Source organism: Marinobacter sp. F3R11, from assembly GCF_003318275.1.
Taxonomy (GTDB): Bacteria; Pseudomonadota; Gammaproteobacteria; order Pseudomonadales; family Oleiphilaceae; genus Marinobacter.
The window spans coordinates 270544-294847 of sequence record NZ_QOCH01000003.1 but is presented as its reverse complement, the minus strand read 5'-3'; the positions used below and the strand labels follow the sequence as shown (position 1 = coordinate 294847).

Here is a 24304-nt window from a genome sequence, read left to right as displayed (position 1 = left end):
GATCGAGTTATTTCCTGTTAATCCGACGGTCAGTTCAGACAACTTCATGTCAGCTTTGGCCCGATAGGCGTTGACTACCGGAGTCGAGAAACAGTGTAAAACACTCTGAGATGAAATGTTAACTAAGTATACGTGAATTTTCTTAGGTTATGACAACAACTTAATCCTTGTGTCACAGATAGGGGGTCAGGGAAGTATGCGAATGGGGGTGCCATCGTTGACCAATTGCCAGATTTCGTCCATTTCCTCATTATTGACCGCGATGCAGCCGTTGGTCCAGTCCAGGCCAGTATAGGCAAACGCCATGTCTTCTGAGCCATTAGGCAGGCCATGAATCATAATGCTGCCGCCCGGGTTTAGCCCCCAATTCTCCGCCATTTCACGGTCTTTCCCGTTGGGATACGAAATGTGAATGGACTTGTAGAAACTACTGCCCGAATTGCGCCAGTCCAGCGTGTAATCTCCTTCTGGCGTGCGCTGGTCACCCTCAAAGAGCTTGTGCCCTTCCGGGTTGTCACCGAGTGATATGCGATAGCTTCTGATTACTTCTTCCCCATTCATCAGGTAGAGGCGACGCTGGCCTTTTTTTACCAGTACTTTGCTGACCACCAGAGACTCTTCTGAAGCGTCGTTTTCTACAGGCATGCGGGACTCAGCTCTGGCCAGCAACTCCGAGCTATAGGCTGGAAGGCTTGCTGAAAAAAACAGAGCCAGAAAACAGAGAATTAAAAAACGGGGAATAGCCATAACCTGAACTTACCAATGATTAATCTTTACTCAAGGCCGTTTATAACATAACCCGCCAGTGAAATGTTAAGGGGTTTTGTTAACTTTTATGGCTATCCGATGCAGGTATCAGGGATTTTGTGATGCATCCATTTTCAGGCCAACCTTGGTAACCTGATCCGCCTCGGTGGCTCTTGCTACCAGAGTAACGGGCCCAAGTACTACGGTGTCGCCAATAACCGGATGCCCTTTGGTGCGCCGGGCAAAGCATTCTGCAAGTGATAACTCTGGTGGCAACTCATTGAATTCTATGTCATAAAACTGTTCTACATCACCGAGCAGCGCATCTCCGTTCAGTACAAAGTCTCCGAAGAAAGCCCTTTCAGCCAGGTATTTCGGCGTATGACGGCCGCTCAGTGCCTTACCCAGCTCCTTCAGAACACTGGGCGTGGCAAATATGGCGACCATGTCGCCACTGGATACTTCCAGATCCCCCTTGGGTTGCAGGCAGGCCCGATTGCGGAATACGCCCGCAATGGCTGTGTTCTCAGGAATGCGCAACTGGCTCAGAGCCTTGGGTGTTTCCCAGTTTTCCCCCCGTAAGGGAAAAAGCATGAGTTCGTGATCTCCGGCTGCAGGTGTGTCCAGCGGCAAGCGGCGATATGGCTCGCCGTTTGCCGGTATTTCAAGGCGCAGCAGACGTGCGAGCGGAGTAATGGTTGTGCCCTGAACCAACAGGGATACCAGCACGATAAAAAAGGCTGCATGGAATACAACTTGTGCTTCTGGCAGGCCTGCAATAATCGGGAACAGCGCCAGTACGATGGGTACAGCTCCCCTTAGCCCTACCCAGCTGATAAAACCCAGTTCCCGGGGATTAAAGCCGAACGGCCACACGGTCAGCATGACGGTTAACGGGCGTATTACAAAAATCAGTGCCAGCGCAAGAATCAGGCCGCTTCCGGCAAGAGGGAGCAGGTCTGTTGGGTTAACCAGCAAGCCGAGTATCAGAAACAGACACAACTGGGCCAGCCAGGCCAGACCATCGTGAACCTGAAGAATCATGGGCATCATCCGTACCTGGCGATTACCGATTACAACACCGCTCAGGTAAATGGCCAGAAACCCGCTGCCGCCAAGGGCATTTACGCAAGAGAACACCAGAATGCCGGCGGCCACCACCAGCAGTGGATACAGAGACGGGGTCAGACGAATACGGTTGGCCAGCTCAGCAATCAGATAACCGCCGACTATGCCGCCAATGCCGCCAATGCTGAATTGTTTAACCAGCAGGATCAGTGAGTCCTGAACCAGGTGGTCGCCATTGCTGGCGATCAGGGTAACCATCATCAGCGTCAGGAAAATCGCCATGGGGTCGTTACTACCGGATTCAATTTCCAGTGTGGCGCTTACACGTTCATTCAAGTGCAGTCCACGGCCCTGCAGCAATGAAAATACGGCTGCAGCATCGGTTGATGAGATAATTGAGCCAATGAGAAGGGCGGTCATCCAGTGCAGGTCAAATACCAGCCAGGCAACGAATGCCGCACCTAGTGCTGTCATGGCAACACCGATGGTTGCAAGCACCAGAGCCGGCTTGAGGCCTACTCGGAAGGTTTCAGCCCGGGTGCGCATGCCGCCATCAAGCAGGATAACGCCCAGTGCCAGATTGGCGACCAGGAAGGATAGCTGGAAATCGTCAAACTCAATGCCGCCGGGGCCGTCTTTGCCCATCATCATGCCTACCACCAGAAAAATCAGTAGTACCGGCATGCCAACACGGCTTGAAAGCGGGCTCAATACGATGCTGATAACAAGCATCAGGGCACCGACCAGGGTGAGCATTGGATCCATCAGAACTCCGTAAGAGAATGCTTGCCGGGAACCGGCTGAAGCGCTTATATTGCGCGGGTAGTCACGCCTTCTGGCGGGTGTAGTTCAATGGTAGAACGGCAGCTTCCCAAGCTGCACACGTGGGTTCGATTCCCATCACCCGCTCCATGATCCCTAAGTTTGCCCATCACTCGTCCCGTAAACAAGTAACTGTGTTTCTTGAATTTTATATAGGTACAGAAATTCATAATACCTTTAGCTAGTTGATGTTTTGTATTGCAACTAATCAAATCGTTGCCACGCGATTTCACGTTTTTCAGGATATTAAATATGCAGGTGTATGCATATTCAATATCTGTAATGAGGCGGAATTTCGTTATCACCAACAACAATATGATAAGAACAAAAGGGTTTGTTTATGGATGGGATAGCCGAAGACCGCTTGTTCAGCGGCGACACCTCGCGCCCGAAGCCGGGCTTTTTTGATCGGGAGAACACGGTTGCTGGTCCGGGTTTCAACCGCTGGCTCGTACCCACTGCTGCGTTGGCAATACACCTGTGTATCGGTATGGCTTATGGCTTTTCGGTATTCTGGTTGCCGATGGCAAATCTTGTGTCGGGCGCAGACCCGGTTGCATGCGCAGATATCAGTTTCTTTCAGGCACTGACCACCACTTCCTGTAACTGGGCGGTTAGCCACGTTACCTACACCTTCGGAATTTTCATCGGCATGCTAGGTATCTCTGCAGCGCTATGGGGTGCCTGGCTGGAGCATGCGGGCCCGCGCAAAGCCGGCGCCATTGCAGCAATATGCTGGGGTGGAGGTATGGTGCTGGGCGGTATCGGTGTTATGACACACCAGCTGTGGTTGCTATATCTCGGCTGTGGTGTGCTTGGTGGTATTGGTCAGGGGCTGGGTTATATCACTCCGGTTTCGACATTGATCAAGTGGTTCCCGGATCGCCGGGGCATGGCCACCGGGTTCGCCATCATGGGTTACGGTGGCGGAGCGATGGTGGGCGCGCCTCTGGCAGTATGGTTGATGGGGTATTTTTCAGCGGATGGCGGCACAGGTGTTGCCAGTACCCTGATGACTATGGGTGTTATCTATTTCTTCGTAATGATGGCGGGAGCATTGGGTTTCCGGGTGCCGCCTAATGGCTGGAAACCGCTGGGCTGGGAGCCGGCCAGTGGTCCGCAGGCCAACACTATGATTACCCATGGCCATGTTCACCTGAACCGCGCATGGAAAACAAAACAGTTCTGGTTGATCTGGAGCGTCCTGTTCCTCAACGTAACTGCCGGGATAGCCGTTATTTCAATGGCAAGTCCGATGTTGCAGGATGTGTTTGGTGGCGCTCTTGTAGGAATCAAAGATTCCGCCGTTGCGCTCACCGCGGCCCAGAAAACAGCGGTCGTCGCCGCTGCGGCGGGTCTGGTTGGTCTGATCAGTCTGTTCAACAGTGTTGGTCGCCTTTTCTGGGCGTCGCTTTCTGACAAGCTTGGCCGCAAAAACACTTACCTGACCTTTTTCGTCCTCGGCATTGCCATGTATTGCCTGCTGCCCACCTGGGGGCATCTTGGCATGGCAGGCATGTTTGTGATTTCCATCTGCGTGATCATGAGTATGTACGGCGGGGGATTTTCAACCGTACCGGCTTACCTGGCTGATATTTTTGGAACGCAGATGGTAGGTGCGATCCATGGCCGCCTGCTGACAGCATGGACCGCTGCGGGTCTTGTTGGCCCGGTGGTTATTGCGCTGATTCGTGAAGTGCAGCTGGAGGCGGGAATTGAACCGGCGCTGGTATACGACCGCACGCTCTACATCATGGCCGGCTTGCTTGTTCTGGGGCTTATCTGCAACAGCCTGATCAAGCCGGTGGACGCATCCCTGCATATGACAGATGAAGAACTGGCGCGCGAGCGTATGCTGCAGCGGGATAACGGTCCTTCTGCTGATGCTCAGACCGCGGCCCGTGGAGCCTTCGGGATAGTCGGAGTGCTGGCCTGGCTGGCGGTAGGTGTGCCCTTCCTGATCGGGCTATACATCGCCATCGCGAAGGCAGCAGCCCTGTTCTGATGAATGCTCAGGCTTCTCCGGCAGTCAGCGCGTCAAGCGTGGTGATCTCGCCGGGGTAGTCGGGTTCGTACCCCGGCACGTTGTTGATTCGCTCGATCAGTGCCGGGGATTTCAGTAGTTCGGTCAGGTGTCCGAGCGTTGCGGGGGGCAGGCGATCTTGCCGGTATATCAGCATGTAGTGTTCGCTTGCCATTTCGATGAAGTTCAGATTGAACTGTTCGGCCGCCGCCTGCACACCGAAACCGACTTCCGCCATACCTGATGCTACGAAAGCGGCAATGGCGGTGTGGGTGAATTCCTGCTGGGAGGTGCGGTTTACACTGTCCTCTGCGAGTCCTTGTTGCTTCAGCAGAAAGTTAAAAAGGATTCGGGTGCCGGAATGCCGGTCACGGCTGATAAAGCTGAGGCCAGAAGTGCTCAGATCCTTCAGGGTCCGGATAGTGTCATGCTCGCCTTTGCGCGTCATCAGTCCCTCGCGCCGGGTGACAAAACGGATAAGTCGGTGGTGAGCGCCGTCCAGGTGTTTCTGGTAATGGTTGATGATATGGCGGGCCAGTGCCGGGCATGTGGGTACATGAAAGCTGGCAGCATCACATTCGCCACGGTTAAGAGCAGAGAGAGCTTCTTCCGGGTTGCGGTACTGCAGGCTGATATTTACCTGCTTCGAAGATTCCGGCAGTAGCGCCACAGCGTAACCATGGCTTGCATGCAGGCGCAGGGTAGGCTGAGCGCCAGCGAGCAACAGCTGAATCTGGTCGTTGAGTTCTGCGGTCATGCTGTCGATCTGTGGCCCGAGCCTTGCTGTTACGCGGTGTTCCGCCCACAGCAGCTTTTCACCCAGAGCAGAAAGCTCGCTGCCGTGGCCTTTGCGCATGACCACCAGAGGCAGGCCCAGAATATCGGCGCCACGGTTGAGAAGGTTCCATGCGTGCCGGTAGGAAATGCCGGTGGCTGTGGCGGCCATGGTGAGCTTGCCGGTATCGCGGATGCTTTCCAGCAGGCGAAACAGAACAGGCTCGAAAAGTTCGTCGGTATCGGTACGAAATACCCAGGCAGGGGATATGTTCAGTTTTTTGTTATGCATAGTCATTCATATTCCGTGCTTGTGTCTGGAGTGCTAGTTTGGCTTGATTGAGAGTGTTGTTACTGTATCAGAATAAAAACAGGTAGGAACAGATATGCATATGTCAGAGAGAGCTGACCACAAAACGGCTGCTATGCCGGTGCCTGCTGCTGGTGACTGGAGCCCCGACATGATCCGTCAGGAAGTCGCATCGCTGCAGCATGAACCCGGACCGCTTTTACCCATTCTGCACGCAATACAGGCCCGCATCGGGTATGTGCCGGAAGGGGCCGTTCCAATTATTGCCGAAATGCTGCAGCAGACCCGCGCCGAGATTCATGGCGTAATCAGCTTTTACCATCATTTCCGCACCCGCCCGGCGGGCAGTAACCTGCTGGAGGTATGCCGCGCGGAAGCCTGTCAGGCTCGCGGTGGTCGTGCGCTCGAGCGCCATGTCCAGAAGAAACTGGGGGTGGGCTATCACGAAACCACTACTGATAACGAAGTCTCTCTTGAGCCTGTGTACTGTCTGGGAAACTGCGCCTGCGGCCCCTCTATCCGGGTGAATGATGAAATTATTGGCCGGGTGACCCCGCAAAAATTTGATGAGCTGGTGGACAAACTGACAACGTCCGTTCTCCAGTTAAAATGAAAGCAGGATCAAAACCATGACAATAACAATCTATGTGCCCTGCGATACAACAGCCCTTTCTCTGGGTGCCGACAGGGTGGCACAAGAGCTGCAGGTTGCGGCTGCAGAACTGAATAAGGATATCCGCCTGGTAAGAAATGGCTCGCGCGGATTGTTCTGGCTTGAGCCTCTGGTAGAGGTGCAGACGCCATACGGCCGGGTAGCTTATGGCCCTGTGGAACCAGGACAAGTGAAAGAGCTTGTGGCAGCCGGCTTGTTTGAAGGTAATCCGGACCACGCTTTATATCTGGGGGATATTGCTCAGCATCCTTATCTGCAACGTCAGCAGCGCCTTACGTTTGCCCGTATCGGTATAACCGACCCGGTTTGCATTGAAGACTATATCGCCCATGGTGGATTTGCCGGGCTGAAGAACGCTGCGGCTCTGACCCCCCAGGGGATTGTGGATGAAATAAAAGCTTCCGGCCTGCGTGGTCGTGGTGGTGCTGCATTCCCGGCAGGTATCAAGTGGCAGACCGTGCTGGATGAACCGCATGACCAGCAAAAATACGTGGTCTGCAATGCAGATGAAGGCGATTCCGGTACCTTTGCCGACCGCCTGGTGATGGAATGTGATCCCTACATGCTGATTGAGGGCATGACCATTGCCGGCCTGGCTGTGGGTGCCACTCTTGGCTTTATCTACGTGCGTTCTGAATACCTTCTGTCCAGGAAAATGCTGGACGAAGCCATCCGCAGAGCAGAAGAGCACGGTTATCTGGGTGATAACGTCTGTGGCAATGGCCGCGCCTTCCGTCTCGAAGTACGACTGGGAGCGGGGGCTTATATCTGTGGCGAGGAAACCTCACTGCTGGAAAGCCTGGAAGGCAAACGTGGGCTGGTGCGTTCCAAACCACCTCTGCCTGCCATCAAAGGCCTCTTCGGCCAGCCCACGGTGGTAAACAATGTACTCTCGCTGGCGGCCGTACCATACATCATGGCCCACGGAGGAAAGACCTATGCGGATTATGGTATGGGGCGTTCGTTGGGCACTCTTCCCATTCAGTTAGCGGGCAATATCAAACAGGGCGGTCTGATCGAGCTTGCCTTTGGCGTTACCCTGCGCAAAGTGCTGGAGGATTTCGGTGATGGTTCTTTCACCGGCCGGCCAATAAAGGCCGTGCAGGTGGGTGGCCCGCTGATGGCCTATCTGCCGGAAAGCCAGTGGGATACCCCCATGGACTATGAAGCCTTTGCCAAACTGGGCGCCGGCATTGGCCACGGTGGCGTGGTGGTATTCGATGACACTGTGGACATGGGGGAGCAGGCCCGGTTCGCCATGGAATTCTGTGCTGTTGAGTCTTGTGGCAAATGTACCCCCTGCCGGATTGGTTCGGTACGCGGTGTAGAAGTGATTGATCGCATTCGGGCCGGAGATAACAGGGATAACAATCTGGTGTTGCTGGAAGAGCTGTGCGAAACCATGGTGGATGGCTCTCTGTGTGCTATGGGCGGAATGACGCCCTTCCCTGTGCAGAGCGTGATGAAACATTTTCCTGAAGACCTGATGGCCAGCCCGCGCCCAGTGGAGGCATGATATGTTGCACTATTATGATCCGAGCACCGAAACCTTTGAGCCGGGCAAGAGTATTCCGAACCCGGATCAGGATTATAGAACGCCTGCACGCCTTTCAGAATCCCTTGTGTCCATCTCCGTAGATGGCCGGGACATCACTGTGCCCGAAGGCACTTCCGTGTTGCGGGCTGCGGCATTGGCAGGCATCAATATCCCGAAATTATGTGCTACCGATAATCTGGAAGCCTTTGGTTCCTGCCGTCTTTGCGCGGTGGAGATCAAGGGGCGCCGTGGCTATCCCGCCTCCTGTACCACACCAGTGGCTGAGGGCATGGAAGTTACCACCCAGACTGGCAAGCTGGCGAAACTGCGCCGCAATATCATGGAGTTGTACATATCCGATCACCCCCTGGACTGCCTGACCTGCCCCGCCAACGGCAACTGTGAGCTGCAGGATATGGCCGGAGCCGTGGGCCTGAGGGAAGTTCGCTACGGCTTCGACGGGGAAAACCATCTGGAAGCGGAAACCGACAGCTCCAATCCCTATTTCAGCTTCGACCCCAGCAAGTGCATCGTCTGCTCCCGCTGTGTTCGCGCCTGTGAGGAAGTCCAGGGCACCTTTGCCCTGACCATCGACGGCCGGGGTTTTGACTCCAAAGTATCCCCCGGCCAGAGCGAAGCCTTCATGGATTCCGAGTGCGTATCCTGCGGCGCCTGTGTGCAGGCCTGCCCCACTTCCACTCTGATGGAAAAGAGTGTGATCGAGGCGGGACAGCCAGAGCATAGCGTGGTAACTACCTGTGCATACTGTGGTGTGGGCTGCTCCTTCAAGGCTGAGATGAAAGGCGATCAGCTGGTACGTATGGTGCCCTACAAGGGCGGTGCCGCCAACCATGGCCATTCCTGCGTCAAAGGCCGCTTTGCCTTCGGCTATGCGACCCACGAGGACCGTATCCGGGAACCCATGATCCGCGAGTCCATCGATGATCCCTGGCAGGCCGTGTCCTGGGACCGGGCCCTGGATTTTGCTGCCCAGAAGCTCAGGGGTATCCAGGCGAAATACGGTCGCGAAAGCATCGGCGGCATTACCTCCTCCCGTTGCACCAACGAAGAAACCTATCTGGTACAAAAACTCGTACGTGCGGCGTTTGGCAACAACAACACTGATACATGTGCAAGGGTTTGCCACTCCCCTACAGGCTATGGTCTGAAAACCACCCTGGGAGAATCTGCTGGTACTCAGACTTTCGATTCGGTGATGAAAGCTGACACCATCATGGTGATCGGAGCCAACCCTACCGATGCCCACCCGGTATTCGGTTCACTGATGCGCCGGCGCTTGCGCCAGGGTGCAAAGCTGGTCGTGATTGATCCGCGCCGCACCGACATTCTGAACACTCCCCATGGAGGCGAAGGCCTGCACCTGCCACTGCGCCCGGGCACCAACGTGGCTATGGTGAATGCCCTGGCCCATGTGATCGTGACCGAAGGCCTTGAAGATACTGACTTCATCAGCAACCGTTGCGACCTTAAGGCCTACCAGGCATGGCGAAGCTTTATTGCTGAGGAGCGTAACTCTCCGGAAGCCATGGAAGAGGTCACCGGCGTGCCGGCTGCTAAAGTCCGGGAAGCGGCCCGGATCTATGCCGGGGCTGACAATGGTGCCATCTATTATGGCCTGGGTGTCACCGAGCACAGCCAGGGATCCACCATGGTGATGGGGATCGCCAACCTTGCTCTGGCGACCGGCAATATCGGCCGTGAAGGTGGCGGGGTGAACCCATTACGGGGCCAGAACAATGTACAGGGCTCCTGCGACATGGGTTCTTTCCCCCATGAACTGCCGGGATACCAGCATGTGAGCGATCCTGCCGTACGGGCACGCTTCCAGTCGGTGTGGGGTGTGGAACTGGATAACGAACCGGGTCTGCGCATACCTAATATGTTTGACGCAGCAGTTGCCGGAACCTTCAAGGCCCTTTATGTGCAGGGCGAAGACATAGCCCAGTCCGACCCTAATACCCAGCATGTTGAAGCGGCACTGAAATCCCTGGATTGCCTGATCGTTCAGGACATTTTCCTGAACGAAACTGCCAAATATGCTCATGTGCTGTTGCCAGGTTCCACCTTCCTGGAAAAGAACGGCACTTTCACCAACGCCGAACGTCGCATCAACCGTGTACGCAAAGTGATGGAGCCCATTGCCGGCATGGAAGACTGGCAAGTGACCATGGCGTTGTCCAACGCTCTGGGCTATCCCATGAACTACAGCCATCCCTCCGAAATCATGGATGAAATTGCCCAACTGACTCCCACCTTTACCGGTGTGAGCTACGACAAACTGGAGGAGCAGGGCAGTATTCAGTGGCCGTGTAATGATGAGCATCCGGATGGCACGCCGACCATGCACAGACTGGACTTCCCCATTGGCAAAGGCCGCTTTGCCGTGACTGAGTATCTGGCTACAGAAGAACGTACCAGCCGGCGCTTCCCGCTGCTTCTGACCACTGGGCGAATACTGTCCCAGTATAATGTGGGTGCACAGACCCGCCGCACCAGTAATAGTGACTGGCATGAGGAAGATCTTCTGGAGCTCCATCCAAGCGATGCTGAATTGCGCGGAGTGAAAGATGGGGACTGGCTGGGAATCAGCAGCCGTGTGGGTCACACGGTGCTACGGGCGAAAATAAGCACCCGAATGCTTCCAGGTGTCGTGTATACCACCTTCCACCATCCGGGTAGCGGCGCTAACGTAATCACCACTGATAACTCAGACTGGGCCACCAACTGCCCTGAGTACAAGGTAACTGCAGTACAGGTAGAGAAAGTGACACAGCCGTCGGACTGGCAGCTCAACTTTGTGGATTTTGACAAGCGCCAGCAGGCTTTGCTGAAGTCCGCCATGGATAAACGGGAAGACAGCCATGCAAATGCCCTCAAGTAACAAGGAGGCAGATGTGGTTGATCATGCTCCGCCTCCGGTGAGCGAAGTGCGGGTGAACGTATGTGGTGGTGTTGAGGACACGGGATCCCGCGATCTGGTTGCTGAAGAAGTGCCGGTTGCCATGATCTACAATGGGGTTTCCCATGCAGTTATGATGGCTTCACCCTGTAACCTCGAGGATTTTGCCCTGGGCTTCAGCCTGAGCGAAGGCATTCTGCAGCGGCCTGATCAGTTGTTCAGTATCGGGATAAGCCCGGGTGAGAACGGCATTGAAGTAGATATGCACATTGCCGGCGATTGCTATGCGCGTTTGCGGGAGCAGCGCCGTAATATGGCCGGTCGAACCGGTTGCGGGCTTTGCGGTACCGAATCCCTAGCTTACGTGGTGCGAACCCTTGAGCCGGTTACCGCACAACCCTTACCGGGTGACGAGGCTATTCAGGCTGCGCTGAAAAACCTGAAAAGCTCTCAGCCGCTGCAATTGCGGACCGGGGCTACCCATGGTGCCGCCTGGTGCGATGCCTATGGCCAGATTATTCTGGTACGGGAAGACGTAGGCCGGCACAACGCGCTGGATAAATTGATCGGTGCCCGCGTGCGTGAGCAAGGCAAACAGGCCTTCAAAGAAGGTTTTGCCCTGATCTCCAGTCGTGCCAGTTTTGAAATGGTACAAAAAGCGGCAAGCGCAGGCATAGCTAGTCTGGTGGCCGTATCGGCCCCCACTGCACTTGCCATCCGTGAGGCACGAAAAAGCGGGATGAATCTGATCGGCTTTGCACGCCCCGGCCGACATGTAATCTATACCCGTGGTGATAGCCATGCTCAGGAGTACACCCAGTGAAGGACCAGGAATTGAATAACCTGATCAAAATGCTCGACCAGATTATTGCCAACAATCTGCATCATGGTGATGACGATAAGGTGGCCGGTGTGGCTGCAGACCACATGCGCAAGTTCTGGGCCCGCAGCATGAAACAACAAATCGTGGATTACGCTAACGGGCCTTCTTCGGAGCTGTCTGCACTGGCCAGGTTGACAGTTGCCAGGCTGCAGGCAGAACAGGAATAAATCGGCAGGCAAGCTCCCGTTTAACCAATTTTTACAGGCTCCGAGTGTGTTTTAAGTTAATATCTCCGGGTATTAAGCTTGGATCTCACTCCTAGGCGTTAGCTATGCGCAGTACGTACGTTGAGCTTATTGAAACCCAGATCGATGTTGCTGATCTTGAAATTGGCATGCACGTAATCCGGCTGGACAGGCCTTGGGAAGAAACGGATTTCCTCGTGCAGGGCTTCATCATTAACGACATGTCAGAAGTCCATGCATTGCGCCGTCAGTGTGACTTCGTTGTTATACAGGGCATCGCCGAGAAACAGAGACAGCCCGGAGAGAAGGTTTCCAGCCGGGGCCGCCCGAAGGGGAGTCTCAAGCGTAACCAGAAGTATACGCAGGCGCCGAATTCCGTCAAAGCTAACACCATTCCCCGCAGGCGCGTTTCCTACATAAACCAGGTGAACGTGGGCCGTGAAATACAAGCGGCCACCATGAAGTTTGAGGAAGCTCAGAGCACCGCCAAGTCCATCATGTCCGGTTTGCGTGTCAGCCGTACGCTGGATATAAACAACGCCCGGGTCGTCGTGAATAGTTGCGTAGAAAGCGTACTGCGTAACGAGAACGCGTTGATGCTGCTCACCAAGATCAAGAACCAGGATGAGTATACCGCTGAGCACTGCATTAACGTTTCCATTCTGGCAGCAGCGTTTGGTAAATCTCTCGGTATGATAAAGGGCGAGATCCAGAACCTGGCTCTTTGTGGCTTGCTACACGATGTGGGTAAAACCAAAATACCAAATGAGATACTGAACAAGCCTGGCCGCCTGACTGACGGCGAATTCGATATCATGCGTAATCATGCAGTATACGGGCGTTCCATTCTTATCAGCACCGGTGCTCCCCTGCAAACAGCTGTTGATGTGGCATTTTCCCACCACGAGCGGATCGATGGAAAGGGTTATCCGAGGGGGCTTCCGGCCGAAAAAATACCCTACTTTGCCAAGATTATCTCGCTGGTGGACACATACGATGCGATCACCAGCAGACGCGTTTATCAGAAAGCCCTTGCGTCCATGCAGGCTCTGGAAATTATCCATAAGAATCGCGGAACCCAGTTTGATGCCGAATTAGCGGATGCTTTTATCCGGATGGTTGGCATATACCCACCAGGATCCATTGTGGATATGCAGAATGGCGAAGTTGGGATCGTGGTTGAAAGCTTTGAAGGCCACAGGCTCAAGCCGAAGGTGCTAATGGTTCGGGACAAGAATAAAGCACCTGTGTCTGAGTCCAGGGTGCTGGACTTAAGGGAATCTCCCAAAGACGATAATGGAACGGTTTATCTCATTTCCAAAGAAGTGCCTGATGGGACTTACGGCGTTATTCTGAAAGACTACGTGAAGGATGGCCTAATCGTAACAGCATCCTTGGCTGAGTCTGATATAGAATAAAGCTTACCGGGCCATCTTTACGCTGCAGTGACACCTTCTCTGAAACTAAACATCTGGTACACATGTCTGACATTCGTTTGCAGAAACGGGGGTATATCAAGCCAGCCCTGATCACAGGTTTGTTGTGTGTACTCGTGTTTACGGCTATTTTTTCGGGTGCCCTGAGTTATCACTCGGCCCGGCAGGTTGTGGACATAAAAATCGCTGAACAGGCAAAAACAAAACTGACATCCGGGTTGCTGGAGCAGATTTTTGACTACACAGCTAACGATCTGCTGGCGATATCCAAACTGCCCGCAACAGAAAAGTTTAACCGGCAAAGAACCGAAGCAGAGAAACAGTGGTTGCAGCAGGTTTTCCGGGCACAACTTGAGCAGAAACCGATATACAGCCAACTGCGCTTTCTTGACAGTGAGGGCATGGAGCTGGTGCGGCTTGAGAATTCATTCGGGCACAGCGTTACTACACGTGATAGCGCCTTACAGCCAAAAGGCGACCGGTATTATTTTATTAATACCCGGGAGCTTTCAGAAAATGAAGTATATGTCTCTCCTCTGGACCTGAATGTCGAAAATGGAAAGGTTGATGTTCCCTATCTCCCGATGATCCGCCTTGGTGTGCGGGTTTTTGATGACACAGGGCCGAATAGAGGTGTGGTTATTCTCAATATGAAGGGGCAGGCGCTGCTGGATACCTTCAGGTTGAGTATGGCGGACACCTACCCTGCGTTTTTGCTCAACAGTGACGGTGATGTTCTTTCCGGCCCCGATAAAAATAACGAGTGGGGGTTTATGTTCGGCCTGCCGCCGGCTTTTAAACGTGAGTACCCCCAGGCATGGCTGCAGATTGCACAAAGCGACAGTGGTTATGCAGACACTCAGGAAGGCCTGTTCGTGTTTGAATCTGTCAGACCGCTACAGGGCATGAATTCGTCGGTAGTGGGAGGGGATTATGTCTGGAAGGCTGTTTCTTTTGTACCTCGTAGCTCGTTGCCAACAACGGCCATTTTTTTGAATCCATGGGTTTGGAGTTTATATCTTGCTGGCGTGGTGATGGTTTTGGTGGCTGTGTTCTATTTCCAGTTTTCCCGCCACAAACGTCGCCAGCTAAGCCGCGAAAAAATCCAACAGGCAAAACGGTTCTGGAGAATTTCCAGCGTGTTGGGTGATGGCCTGATTGTGATGGATAAAGATGGCTTGGTTACCTACATCAACCCTGAAGCTGAGCGTATTCTGGGCTGGGGTTTTGACGAGGTAGTTGCTAAAAAGGGGCACCAGATATTTCATGTTCATGATGGCAATGAAACAAACTGTTCTATCCTCAACGTGATGAATACACGCCAGCTCTATCGCAGCAAAAATGAAGAGTTCCGCCGTAAAGACAACGCGACCATCCCGGTGACCCTGAACGCCGCGCCTTTAACCAGTGACACAGGGGATGAAGGTGTGGTGATCTCATTCCAGGATTTCTCCGAGACCAAACAGTACCAGGAAAAAATCCATTCGCTTGCCTACCAGGATACTTTGACAGGCTTACCCAACCGGCGGGGTCTGGAAGATCGACTGCAACTGGCGATTGAACTCTCAACTCGCCATTCCTGTTATCTGGGGCTTATGTTCCTCGATCTTGACAACTTCAAAGCGGTTAACGACACCTATGGTCACGATGCTGGTGATGTGCTGCTAAAGGAAATAGCCTCCAGGCTGCAGGACTGCGTTCGCGAAACCGATATGGTCGTGCGTATGGGTGGGGATGAGTTCATTGTACTGTTGACCGAAGTCTCTGCATCGGAAAATGCTGCAATCGTCGCTGAAAAAATCATTAGGGCTGTTGGTGAACCTGTTGTATTGCCTGAAGGCGAAGCTCGTGTGGGTGTGAGTATTGGTATTGTTGTTGCCCGCGGTGCGGGTATTACCAGCGAAGGCCTTATGCAGGATGCTGATGCAGCTATGTATGAAGCGAAGCGAGCAGGCAAAAACCGGCTTGTTATCAAAGAGAAATGTTTGTCTGCTGATGATTGTTGTTCCGGAAGTTGTTGAAAACATGAATACTTGTTCAGTCTTATAGATACAATATGTTAAGCGGAAAAGATTCACACACAGACCATCCTGTGCCAGATTAGACCGATTATTCCGGTTATAACGAGGCGCTTAAGTGAGAAAGAATCTACCCGTAACGGATACTGAGTTTACCTTTTCAGGGTCGCAAAAACTCATCTCATCAACAGACCTGAAGGGTACCATCCGCCACTGCAATCAGGCGTTTGTGGATGTCAGCGGATTTACGCGGGAAGAACTCTTTGGCCAGCCACATAACATCGTGCGCCACCCCGATATGCCTCCGGCTGCATACGAAAACATGTGGTCCCACCTCAAGGCCGGCACTCCCTGGATGGGAATGGTTAAAAATCGCCGCAAGAACGGTGATTTTTACTGGGTCAGTGCCTACATAACACCCATCACTGAAAACGGTACGGTCGTAGGTTATGAATCGGTTCGCTCATGTCCCTCAAGAGAAGATATCCGGAGAGCGGAAAAACAATACGCGAGGATTCGCCAGGGCGGTTCAGATACTGCTTTTCTGCGGAGGTTCCCGGCAGAGGCACTGTTTCTGGCGGCGACTGCAATTCTCACTGTGCTTATGTACTACTTTGGCCAGGCCATACTTGCCCAGGCAACATTTGTACTTGGAGTGGCCGCATACATTGTCTGGATACACCGTTCGCGTCGCCGGCTGATCAGCTCGGTGATGCAACTGCTTGAAAAGAGCTTTACCGACGATCTTGCTGCGCAGAGCTACACTGATGATGATCTCGAGCTGGGGCGGCTAAAGGTTGCCATACTGGCTCAGAAAGCACACCTGGATGCGGTGCTTACAAGGCTCGAAGATTCTGCCGGGCAAGTAAAAGCGGGTGCCATGCAGGGACTTGAAGTCACTTACGAATCCCATGAAGCCCTCCGGAAGCAACAGGCTGAAATCGGTAACGTGGCGGCTTCAGTGCATCAGGTATCCAAGACCATTTCCGAGGTGTCTTCCAACGTTCAGAATACTGCCAACAAGGCTGCGGAATCCCGAGAGCTGGCGGATAGCGGTACTGCTGTTATCGGAACAACCCGAAAAGTTATCGAAGGCCTGCAAACAACGGTCCACAGCATCAGTGAATCGGTTGGCGAGCTTGCCTCTGAAAGTCAGAAAATTGCCAACGCGGCGAAAATCATTGAAGACATTGCAGGCCAGACAAATTTGCTGGCGTTGAATGCAGCGATCGAAGCGGCCCGGGCTGGCGAGCATGGCCGCGGGTTTGCCGTTGTTGCAGATGAAGTGCGGAGCCTTGCGAAACGGACACAGGATTCAACACAGGAAATTCACGGCATTATAGGGGCCTTGCTCTCCAGGACATCTGATTCTGTGCGCGCGACTGATGAAGGCAAAAATGCCGCCGATAGCGGGCTGACACATATGCTGGAAGCCGAGACCACGTTGGGGCAGATAGCCGGGTCGGTTAGCATAATTGCTGAAATGTCCATCCAGATGGCGGCTGCTGTAGAGGAACAGGCTCAGGTATATGACGAGATAAATGGGCAGGTTGAGCATATCTCCAGCCTGGGTACGGATAGTCTGCACAAGGGGGAACTGGCGATAAACCAGGTTCAGCAGATGGAAAACATAGCCGGGGAACTGCACGAGCTTGTAGTGAGATTCAAATAGGCTGGCGGGCAACAAGAGGCTGCAACAGCTGTTATGGGTACACATAAATAAAATTTGCATAGGACGCTCTCTTTTTCAGAGGCAATTGACTTACCATAGGTAGCTTGCCTCGACGAAGGTTAATGAGTTGTTTCGTAACCGCCCAAGGTACGACTCCTCCGGGCCCCCAAAAAACTCGAACCCGGTATTGATGCGAAAGTTGTCGGTCAGTGCATACTTAAGACGGCCTCTGAGCATCCAGTCACCCCGAGGCTCCGTCCATACAGCGAAGATATCCAGGTCTGCTTTTGAGTCGATCAAGGGCTTTGCATACCTGAAGGTAATTCCATACTGGTCCGTATCCAGTTCGTTACTAACAAGTGATTGTGCATCTTGAATTTGTTCCATCAGCGGATCGCTGGATGGCTGTGAAAGGGATTTCAAGTGTCGCCAGAAACTCTGCAGCGACACTGTCTCGCTATCGCCCAGGTACCATTCGGCTCCAGCAATTAATGAGGTGTATGGTCGCCGGCGGGCTACTGATGTATTCGACGCCTGATGAAAATCGACCCATGCAATCTCAGCTCTGTAGGCTAGCCCTCCGCGCACCAGGGTAAGGTCACTGCCAAGCATTCGCATTCGTGTGGCATGTTGGCCCAACGTAATCCCCTGAGATGTAATATTGCGCAACGCAAAAGTGGGAAAGAGGTCGTGTCCGTCGATAACGCTTACTGACCAATCGGCTGTGGAGCCGAGCACATCGTACTTGACCGCCAGAGTTGGTCGCACGCTAGGGTCTTCTTCGATAAACTGCACACCGGTTGTAGTTGGCAAGGGCACGTCATTGAATCGAAAGTGGTTCAGCGCATGTATTTGCAGCCGGCCTTGATTGACGGCGCAATCCAGATGCAGGCCCCAGTTCCCGCTACGCTGATCGTTACGCTCTGGGGTTAGTCGGCGATAGTTGGTGGGCGACACCAAATCAGTTGGATTGATACCGTCTGCTCGACCCCAAATGACCTGTTTTTTGCCTAGCGCCGGGGTACAGAGCCAGTCCCTGTTCCGGATATAGAGCTCACTTATCCCGGCGTCTTCGCGCTTGCCATCCAGCCTTTCCGGTGATGAGAGCGCCCAGACCTCAGACCGTAGTTGCAGGTTTCCGGAGGCCTGCCAATCGATATTGAGCTTGAGACGGTTGGAGGACATCGCATGCTGGTTATCCAGCATGCGATTCGATGACCATAAGCCCGTGGTGATTTCGCCGTTTGATTGTGGCAAGTTGGCGTATCCCTGAGATGTAAGCGATAGCGTTGCCAGTGCACCGGCCACCCAACGAAGCAATTGAGAACCTCTCACTTCTGCCTCCTATTGAATCGCCAGGTTGTTTGCTGAGAACAGCCTGTCGCTTAGCGGTTCGCCAACCTTGAAGTTGCTGAAGTGGATCGTCGTGCTGTGACCACTCTGCAAGTTAGTGCATTCAGCCCGCATCGGTTGCCACTTGTCGTTTTCGGCATCAACCTGCTGAATGTCGGAGAAACTGAAGGTTTTGTAGGGTTTGCCATGTATGTCAAAGGCTTCCACATAAGTTGTGGCAAAGTTGTCCATGCGCACCCAGGTCACTCGTTTGCTATAGCCCGAATGGATGCGTACGTCTTCGTCGACAGGCAGCGACTCAACGACATAGTGTTCGACACCGTCTCGCACGTCTTGTCTCAGCAGGCTGTGCTGCCAGTCATTAACTTTATGGCCCATGACATCGCCAAAACTGAAGTCAGTGCCAATAAAGCTGTCTTTTTTGTTTGAAGCCACCAGCCGGCGTACCCGACGCATAGCCGGGAGGTAGACCCACATATCATCATCTGCAGCAGTGTGTTCTATCAGTAACGTAGTAGTACCGCGAATATCTGCAGGGGCGTCGAAGCGGACCAGACGCATAGTGTCCTGTCCGTTCTCCTGGAGCTTGGAGGACATATTTGACCTGCGCGTGCGGGTTGATCCGTTCTTGTTTTGCAAAATGAATTCTGCATCGGCCGTCGACGTGGTGAAGCGTGTTACGGCAGCATTGCGTTCCATGATCTGTTCAGCAGACCAACCCACTTGGGAATATGTCAGGAAGCCGATGGATGCGAGGATGACCAGAAGTACAGCGCCGCGATCGCCGGATCGCCGGCGGAAAATGAAAGCCGGTTTAAAGGTCAGAATCACGCTTGGGATAAGTGTTAGTGTTGCCAGAACGCTGGTTAGCATGGCCAGCACGATGAATGTAGAAAGCCATACATGAACCTTATAGTCGTAGGAAAACATCAGCACGGCATAGCCGCCGGCGACTGCTGTGGCAACGAACAGACAGGCTTTGCCAGCGGTTTTGATAGCCATTTCGACTGCGTGAGGCAAGCTTTGGCCTTGCTTGGTGTATTCACTGATGCGGTAAATGAGATAGATCGCGTAGTCGGCACCGATGCCTACCGCCATAGCCGAGATCAGAGAGTTGGGAATGTTCAGTGGCACGCCGAAATAGCCCATCACACCAAACACCAGCGACAGCACTACCAGCAGCGGTGAGAGCACCAGAAAGCCGGCAATAAAAGAGTGAAAGGCAATCACAGCCACCAAAAAGATCACAAATAGAATCTGACCAATATTCAATAGCTTGCTGTGGACCATGACATCGGTTACGGCCAATGTCTGTGCTACTTCTCCACCATAGGACAATGTCACGTGATCGGGAAAACTCTGGGCCGCCAGGGAGCTCAGTTCACTGACCAGCTGACCAATTTCTGCATTGCTGTTGGTACGTAACATGATCGAGATCTTTGCCCGTTGGTAGTCATAGTCAACATAGGCTGAAAAGTCTTCAGGATCGCCTGACATCGAATACAGGAACAAGTACTGAGCGATGAGGTTCTGATCATCGGGAAGCGGTACAGGCAGTGCCGGATCACCGAGGGCGGCCTGGTGCATGCGCTGAATGAAATCATCGATGGAGAGGGTTTTTCCGACTATTGTTCGGGCTGCTGCATCAGCCTGGAGTGTGCGAATGGCGGTCAGAACCTGAGGGTTCTTGATGCCGTCAGGCTGCCCGGTGTCAACCATGATGTACAGCACATTTGTACCGCCGGTTTGCGCGTTCAACAGGTTATCATCCTGCTGTATAGGCAGTGAGTCAGCGAAAAAACTTTTGCTTGAGTTATCAACATGCACTTTGGGCCAGCCGGCAATAGCCACACCTATAAGTACCACGAAGAACAACAACACCCATCGACGACTGATAGAGCTGATCACAGTCCGGGCGATGGTGTTGCTCAGGCGATCCCAGATGCGTGGCTTCATTTCAGTATCGATATGAGCTGCTGAAGGTGGCTTCAGACTGGCACGTACAGCTGGCGTAAAGGTGAACTCCAGGATGACGGCAGAGAGTAGGCCTATGCCAGTAAAAATGCCGAAGGCACGTACGGTTTCCAGCTCAAAGACCACCAGTGAAAAGAAACCCAATGCGGCAATACCACCGGCGATTACGAGCACCGGACCTACTGCGGCGAGGGACTGAATGGTGGCGAGGCGATTGGCTGCGTGTGGTTCCATGTTTTGCACGTTGACCAAGTCGATGAAATGCTCGTAATAGCGTTTCAGCAACTGCACAGCGTGCCCGGCTGCTACCGCGAGGATCAGAATTGGCGTGGGCGAATTGAAAATATCCATTGGTACCTTCATCAAGCCCATGATGCCGACCCCCCACACTACCGAGAGGACGGCTGTAATCAGAGGCAGAACCAAGCCCTGGACGGTTCGGAAGGCTTCAAAATGCAACAGCCCGATAACCAATACAGCGATGGGAAATAACCAGTTTATCCTGTCTGCAAACACTTCTGCCTGCTCTAGAAAAACCGGGTTGCCACTCAAGGAAATGTCGATACCCGAAAGATTTTCCCGGCTAAGAATTTCATGTACTTCCGAAAGCATGGCACCAAAACCATTGGGGTTTTCTTTTAGCTCGAGCATGATGGTCGCAGTACGCCAGTCTCTGGAGATAACTGCATCGCGGTAGATGGGATTACTCATTATTGTGGCCTTCAAAGCCTCAAGCTCCTGGGCCGTGTCGGGTATCTGGTCAGCAAGCAAGGGTCTTGCTTCAAACCCGTCGGCATTACCAGCGATGCTTTTGGCTTGTCGGGATGACAGGCTAAGCAAAGTTCGATTGGTTACTGAAGGGGCAGCGTATAGCTGGTCGGTGATACGTTTTACTGCCTCCAATACGTGGGGTTGCAATGCGTCACCCTCGGTTGGTGTCAAGCCAATCACCACCATGTACTTCGAGCCGAAAATCTGCTCAATGGTGTTGGTTGCCTTGATATAGGGGTGGCTTTGCGGTACTACCGCAGATGGATTGATGATGACTTGTTGTTTGGCTGCAAAAAAACCGAAGAAGGCTGACAGTGCCAGTATCAAGGTGATGATCCAGGCTCGGTGGTTGACCACCCAACGCAGATACCCTTCGAGGGGCAATGAGCTTTTAAGAGCGCCATTCGCAACGGGGGTTATTACGGACGTTTTAGTTATGTCTGTCATCAGTCATGACCTCGGCAGGAAGCATCAGGAGTCAAAGTCTCGTTATTGTTATGGCGGCAGGCGATTTGTTCTTTGAGCAGATATTTTTGAACTTTTGCAGACGGCGTGTATGGAAAGCTGTCCAGGAGCAGGTATTGTGTCGGAGCCCGGCCTCCCTCCCGTTTCTGCAGCTCGGCGCTTCGATGCTGTGCCGCGGTGGCGAACTGAGAATAGGTTTGAGTTGTGACAGCGCCATCCAATGATAGAGATGTCACTGTTGCTGAACCGTGCACCTGCTCTGCATGCCTGAGCAAATCGTGAACATGAACCGGGAGCGATGTTACTCGCGCCTGGGGATAATCCAATGGGTCAGGTATATGTGTTTTCATGTCGCCATAGTAGGAATCACGGCACTTGGTCGACAATGGAACAGATATACCATTCTGGTAGGTACTGGGCTTCAGCTTGATTCAGGCGAACTAGAGACAGGTTTGAGTCAAGGGATGTTGGGGCCGCTCATACCCGTCACTTAGAAGATGGACCTATAATGGAGGATCTGGACACATCTACTAAGGAAGGTTGAATATGACAGGTGTCAAGAGCGGTAGTTTGCAAACACTTAAAGAAAGTATGAGCGCCCCATCCTTTCTGGAATTGGACGTGGACTGCACCGCCATTGGTATTACAGATGTAAATGGCCCTGCAGTGCATTTTAAAGAAGTTCTCTTTCTCGATGGCGAAATTCACGAAGAACCCGAAACCTTACAGAGTCACTGTGCGTCCCTTGTTGCATTGTGGACAGCGATGCGAACGCCATCGCTGGTGGATCTGGGTCAATGCACTTGTATTGGTCGGCGCGTATTGAAGCAGGAGCCGGTCCTTGGACGACGCTTTGCTGTCCATGCGGCTCAGCTTGGGGATAACAGTCTGCTGTTTGTCGTCATTAGCTCGATCAAATACTGGAATGACGTCAAAACAGTCAAACGTATGGTGGCAGGGCTTGTTGAGCAAGCTGTGCAAATATATGCGGCTGATAACTTTCCGTCTTGTGCTCCTTCCGAACAGAATGATGAGGGGCTGGACTGGTATCAGTTTACGGCCAGGGAGGTGCAAATCCTCAAACTCGTTGCCAGCGGTAATAGTAACAAGCAGATTGCGCGGGAGCTGGGCTCAAGCCCGAATACAGTTCGAAACCAGATACATGCCTTGTTCCGTAAGACCGGAGTGGCAAATCGGACAGCTCTGGCAATGAAAGTAGCAGCAACTAAATAGAGCCTTTCACGGTTAGCGCGCAGCCCTGGGCAGCGCGCATGCTAAACCTCTCCCAAGCCCGGGACACTTTAATGCAACTTCAACCTCGGCTGCATCGCCCGGCTTATCTTATCCATGAACCAGATCAGGCCGGTGCGCAAAAAACCGTGTAGCGCAACCTGATGCATTCGGTACAGAGATACATAGAACAGGCGGGCCACCTTACCTTCTATGTACATGCTGCGGCCCGAGAGGTTGCCCATCAGGTTGCCGACAGTGGTGTAGCGGCTGAAGTTGATCAGGGAGCCATAGTCGTTGTACACAAAGGGTACGGCGTCTTTACCTTCCAGCCGGTTGCACAGAGTTTTAAACAAGGTGTCGGCTTGCTGGTGCGCAGCCTGGGCGCGGGGGGCAACCGGGCGGTCAGAATCCGGTTGTGGGCAGGCAGCGCAGTCGCCGAAAGCGAATATATCGACATCCTGGGTGGTTTGTAGTGTTTGGTGCACAACCAGCTGGTTGCCGCGATTGGATTCCAGCCCATCCAGATTTGCCAGGAATGCGGGGGCTTTGATACCAGCGGCCCAGATCGTCATTTCAGACGCCAGCTCAGTACCGTCTTTCAGTATCACTGCGTCGGGGCGAATTTCGCTTACAGGCTGGCCATTCAGCACTTTGACGTGCTGGTGTTCCAGTTCCTTGGCGGCGGCGGCCGAGAGCCGCGCCGGAAGTGCAGGCAAAATCCGGTCGGTGGCTTCAATTACGGTAATGTTTATATCAGAGGCTTTCAGGTGGTTCATGCCGTACACCGGTAATTCCCGCGAAGCGAGGCGCAGCTCCGCTGCAAGCTCAACCCCCGTGGCACCTGCCCCGATAATGCTTATATTCAGTATGTGATCCTGGCCTTGCTGGCCTTCGTGATTTTTGCGCAGAAAGGCGTTCAGCAGCAGGTGGTGAAAACGTTGAGCCTGTTTCAGGCTGTCCAGAAACAGACAGTTCTCCTGTGCGCCCGGGGTGCCAAAATCATTGGCAGTACTGCCTACGGCAATCACCAGAGTGTCGTATTTCAGGCGACGTTCAGGAACAACTTCTTTGCCGTCTTCATCCAGGAAGGCTGCTATCACCAGTTCTTTGGTCTCGCGGTTCAGGCCATTCATGCGCCCGAGCTGGAATTCGTAATGGTGTTTACGGGCGTGGGCCCGGTAGTTGATTTCATTGGTACTGGCATCCAGAGAGCCGGATGCAACTTCGTGTAGCAGCGGCTTCCAGACATGAGTCAGCCCGGCGTCAACGAGGGTAATGCGGGCTTTGCCTTTTTTGCCGAGTTTTCTGCCAAGGCTGGTTACCAGTTCGAGACCACCGGCACCGCCGCCGACCACCACGATATGATGAAGGTTTTCCATAGTCATAAGCCCTGTAAGTAAAGAGAGCCAAGCACTCTTCCAAAAAAACGCTTGGCTGTCG

16 protein-coding genes and 1 tRNA gene are annotated in these 24304 nt (G+C 53.3%); 11 read left to right on the top strand and 6 right to left on the bottom strand.

From position 1 onward, the window contains the following. Positions 1 to 186 precede the first annotated feature (186 nt). Together DS878_RS01370 and DS878_RS01365 are read right to left on the bottom strand one after the other, a co-directional pair. Positions 187 to 747: a murein L,D-transpeptidase family protein gene (locus DS878_RS01370; RefSeq protein ID WP_113814143.1), complete on the bottom strand. Its 561-nt coding sequence runs from the start codon at positions 745 to 747 to the stop codon at positions 187 to 189. 108 nt (positions 748 to 855) lie between these two features. Continuing rightward, positions 856 to 2580 carry a potassium/proton antiporter gene (locus DS878_RS01365; RefSeq protein WP_113814142.1) on the bottom strand — a complete coding sequence of 575 codons (1725 nt, stop codon included), beginning with the start codon at positions 2578 to 2580 and terminating at the stop codon, positions 856 to 858. A gap of 73 nt (positions 2581 to 2653) precedes the next feature. Between DS878_RS01365 and DS878_RS01360 the strand changes: the two genes are divergently transcribed. Together DS878_RS01360 and DS878_RS01355 are read left to right on the top strand one after the other, a co-directional pair. Then, positions 2654 to 2727, top strand: a tRNA-Gly gene (locus DS878_RS01360). Between the two features lie 250 nt (positions 2728 to 2977). Then, positions 2978 to 4642 carry an OFA family MFS transporter gene (locus tag DS878_RS01355; RefSeq protein WP_113814141.1) on the top strand — a complete coding sequence of 555 codons (1665 nt, stop codon included), beginning with the start codon at positions 2978 to 2980 and terminating at the stop codon, positions 4640 to 4642. A 7-nt stretch (positions 4643 to 4649) separates the two neighbouring features. Here the strand turns inward: DS878_RS01355 and DS878_RS01350 are convergent, their stop codons facing one another. Beyond that, complete coding sequence (locus tag DS878_RS01350; RefSeq protein WP_261977542.1) at positions 4650 to 5732, bottom strand: helix-turn-helix transcriptional regulator; 1083 nt, start codon at positions 5730 to 5732, stop codon at positions 4650 to 4652. Positions 5733 to 5826: 94 nt separating this feature from the next. On the opposite strand from DS878_RS01350, the gene DS878_RS01345 reads away from it, so the two are divergent. The 8 genes from DS878_RS01345 (at position 5827) to DS878_RS01310 (ending at position 17068) form a co-directional block, all read left to right on the top strand. Next, a complete protein-coding gene (locus DS878_RS01345) occupies positions 5827 to 6357 on the top strand; it encodes a formate dehydrogenase subunit gamma (RefSeq protein ID WP_410003440.1) in 531 nt (176 codons plus the stop codon). Between the two features lie 16 nt (positions 6358 to 6373). Further along, positions 6374 to 7933 (top strand): formate dehydrogenase beta subunit, encoded by a 1560-nt coding sequence (locus DS878_RS01340; protein WP_113814139.1) that lies wholly within the window; start codon positions 6374 to 6376, stop codon positions 7931 to 7933. A gap of 1 nt (position 7934) precedes the next feature. Then, positions 7935 to 10856 (top strand): formate dehydrogenase subunit alpha, encoded by a 2922-nt coding sequence (gene fdhF, locus DS878_RS01335; protein ID WP_113814138.1) that lies wholly within the window; start codon positions 7935 to 7937, stop codon positions 10854 to 10856. Beyond that, positions 10837 to 11697, top strand: coding sequence for a formate dehydrogenase accessory sulfurtransferase FdhD (gene fdhD, locus DS878_RS01330; protein ID WP_113814137.1), 861 nt, complete (start codon positions 10837 to 10839; stop codon positions 11695 to 11697). Before fdhF ends, fdhD begins: the two co-directional genes overlap by 20 nt. Further along, on the top strand, positions 11694 to 11924 hold the full coding sequence (locus tag DS878_RS01325; RefSeq protein ID WP_113814136.1) for a formate dehydrogenase subunit delta: 231 nt from the start codon (positions 11694 to 11696) through the stop codon (positions 11922 to 11924). The genes fdhD and DS878_RS01325 overlap by 4 nt, the downstream gene beginning before the upstream one ends. Positions 11925 to 12028: 104 nt before the next feature. Further along, entirely contained in the window at positions 12029 to 13360 is a 1332-nt protein-coding gene (locus DS878_RS01320; RefSeq protein WP_113814135.1) for an HD-GYP domain-containing protein, read from the top strand. Between the two features lie 62 nt (positions 13361 to 13422). Next, positions 13423 to 15399: a diguanylate cyclase domain-containing protein gene (locus DS878_RS01315; protein WP_113814134.1), complete on the top strand. Its 1977-nt coding sequence runs from the start codon at positions 13423 to 13425 to the stop codon at positions 15397 to 15399. 115 nt (positions 15400 to 15514) lie between these two features. Further along, entirely contained in the window at positions 15515 to 17068 is a 1554-nt protein-coding gene (locus DS878_RS01310) for a methyl-accepting chemotaxis protein (RefSeq protein WP_113814133.1), read from the top strand. 90 nt (positions 17069 to 17158) lie between these two features. Here DS878_RS01310 and DS878_RS01305 read toward each other — a convergent pair whose 3' ends face one another. After that, positions 17159 to 18403, bottom strand: a complete 1245-nt coding sequence (locus DS878_RS01305) for a hypothetical protein (RefSeq protein WP_148707053.1) — start codon at positions 18401 to 18403, stop codon at positions 17159 to 17161. A gap of 9 nt (positions 18404 to 18412) precedes the next feature. Then, a complete protein-coding gene (locus DS878_RS01300; RefSeq protein ID WP_113814131.1) occupies positions 18413 to 21613 on the bottom strand; it encodes an outer membrane lipoprotein-sorting protein in 3201 nt (1066 codons plus the stop codon). A 564-nt stretch (positions 21614 to 22177) separates the two neighbouring features. Here DS878_RS01300 and DS878_RS01290 point away from each other — a divergent pair. Further along, positions 22178 to 22864 carry a response regulator transcription factor gene (locus tag DS878_RS01290; RefSeq protein WP_113814129.1) on the top strand — a complete coding sequence of 229 codons (687 nt, stop codon included), beginning with the start codon at positions 22178 to 22180 and terminating at the stop codon, positions 22862 to 22864. A 68-nt stretch (positions 22865 to 22932) separates the two neighbouring features. On the opposite strand, the gene DS878_RS01285 is transcribed toward DS878_RS01290, so the two are convergent. Beyond that, on the bottom strand, positions 22933 to 24243 hold the full coding sequence (locus tag DS878_RS01285; protein WP_113814128.1) for an NAD(P)/FAD-dependent oxidoreductase: 1311 nt from the start codon (positions 24241 to 24243) through the stop codon (positions 22933 to 22935). Positions 24244 to 24304: the final 61 nt, after the last annotated feature.

Bases quoted from the DNA above. Each gene is read 5' to 3' on its own strand.
- DS878_RS01370 (WP_113814143.1), bottom strand. From the start codon at position 747: ATGGCTATTCCCCGTTTTTTAATTCTCTGTTTTCTGGCTCTGTTTTTT.
- DS878_RS01365 (WP_113814142.1), bottom strand. From the start codon at position 2,580: ATGGATCCAATGCTCACCCTGGTCGGTGCCCTGATGCTTGTTATCAGC.
- DS878_RS01355 (WP_113814141.1), top strand. From the start codon at position 2,978: ATGGATGGGATAGCCGAAGACCGCTTGTTCAGCGGCGACACCTCGCGC.
- DS878_RS01350 (WP_261977542.1), bottom strand. From the start codon at position 5,732: ATGACTATGCATAACAAAAAACTGAACATATCCCCTGCCTGGGTATTT.
- DS878_RS01345 (WP_410003440.1), top strand. From the start codon at position 5,827: ATGTCAGAGAGAGCTGACCACAAAACGGCTGCTATGCCGGTGCCTGCT.
- DS878_RS01340 (WP_113814139.1), top strand. From the start codon at position 6,374: ATGACAATAACAATCTATGTGCCCTGCGATACAACAGCCCTTTCTCTG.
- fdhF (WP_113814138.1), top strand. From the start codon at position 7,935: ATGTTGCACTATTATGATCCGAGCACCGAAACCTTTGAGCCGGGCAAG.
- fdhD (WP_113814137.1), top strand. From the start codon at position 10,837: ATGCAAATGCCCTCAAGTAACAAGGAGGCAGATGTGGTTGATCATGCT.
- DS878_RS01320 (WP_113814135.1), top strand. From the start codon at position 12,029: ATGCGCAGTACGTACGTTGAGCTTATTGAAACCCAGATCGATGTTGCT.
- DS878_RS01315 (WP_113814134.1), top strand. From the start codon at position 13,423: ATGTCTGACATTCGTTTGCAGAAACGGGGGTATATCAAGCCAGCCCTG.
- DS878_RS01300 (WP_113814131.1), bottom strand. From the start codon at position 21,613: ATGACAGACATAACTAAAACGTCCGTAATAACCCCCGTTGCGAATGGC.
- DS878_RS01290 (WP_113814129.1), top strand. From the start codon at position 22,178: ATGACAGGTGTCAAGAGCGGTAGTTTGCAAACACTTAAAGAAAGTATG.
- DS878_RS01285 (WP_113814128.1), bottom strand. From the start codon at position 24,243: ATGGAAAACCTTCATCATATCGTGGTGGTCGGCGGCGGTGCCGGTGGT.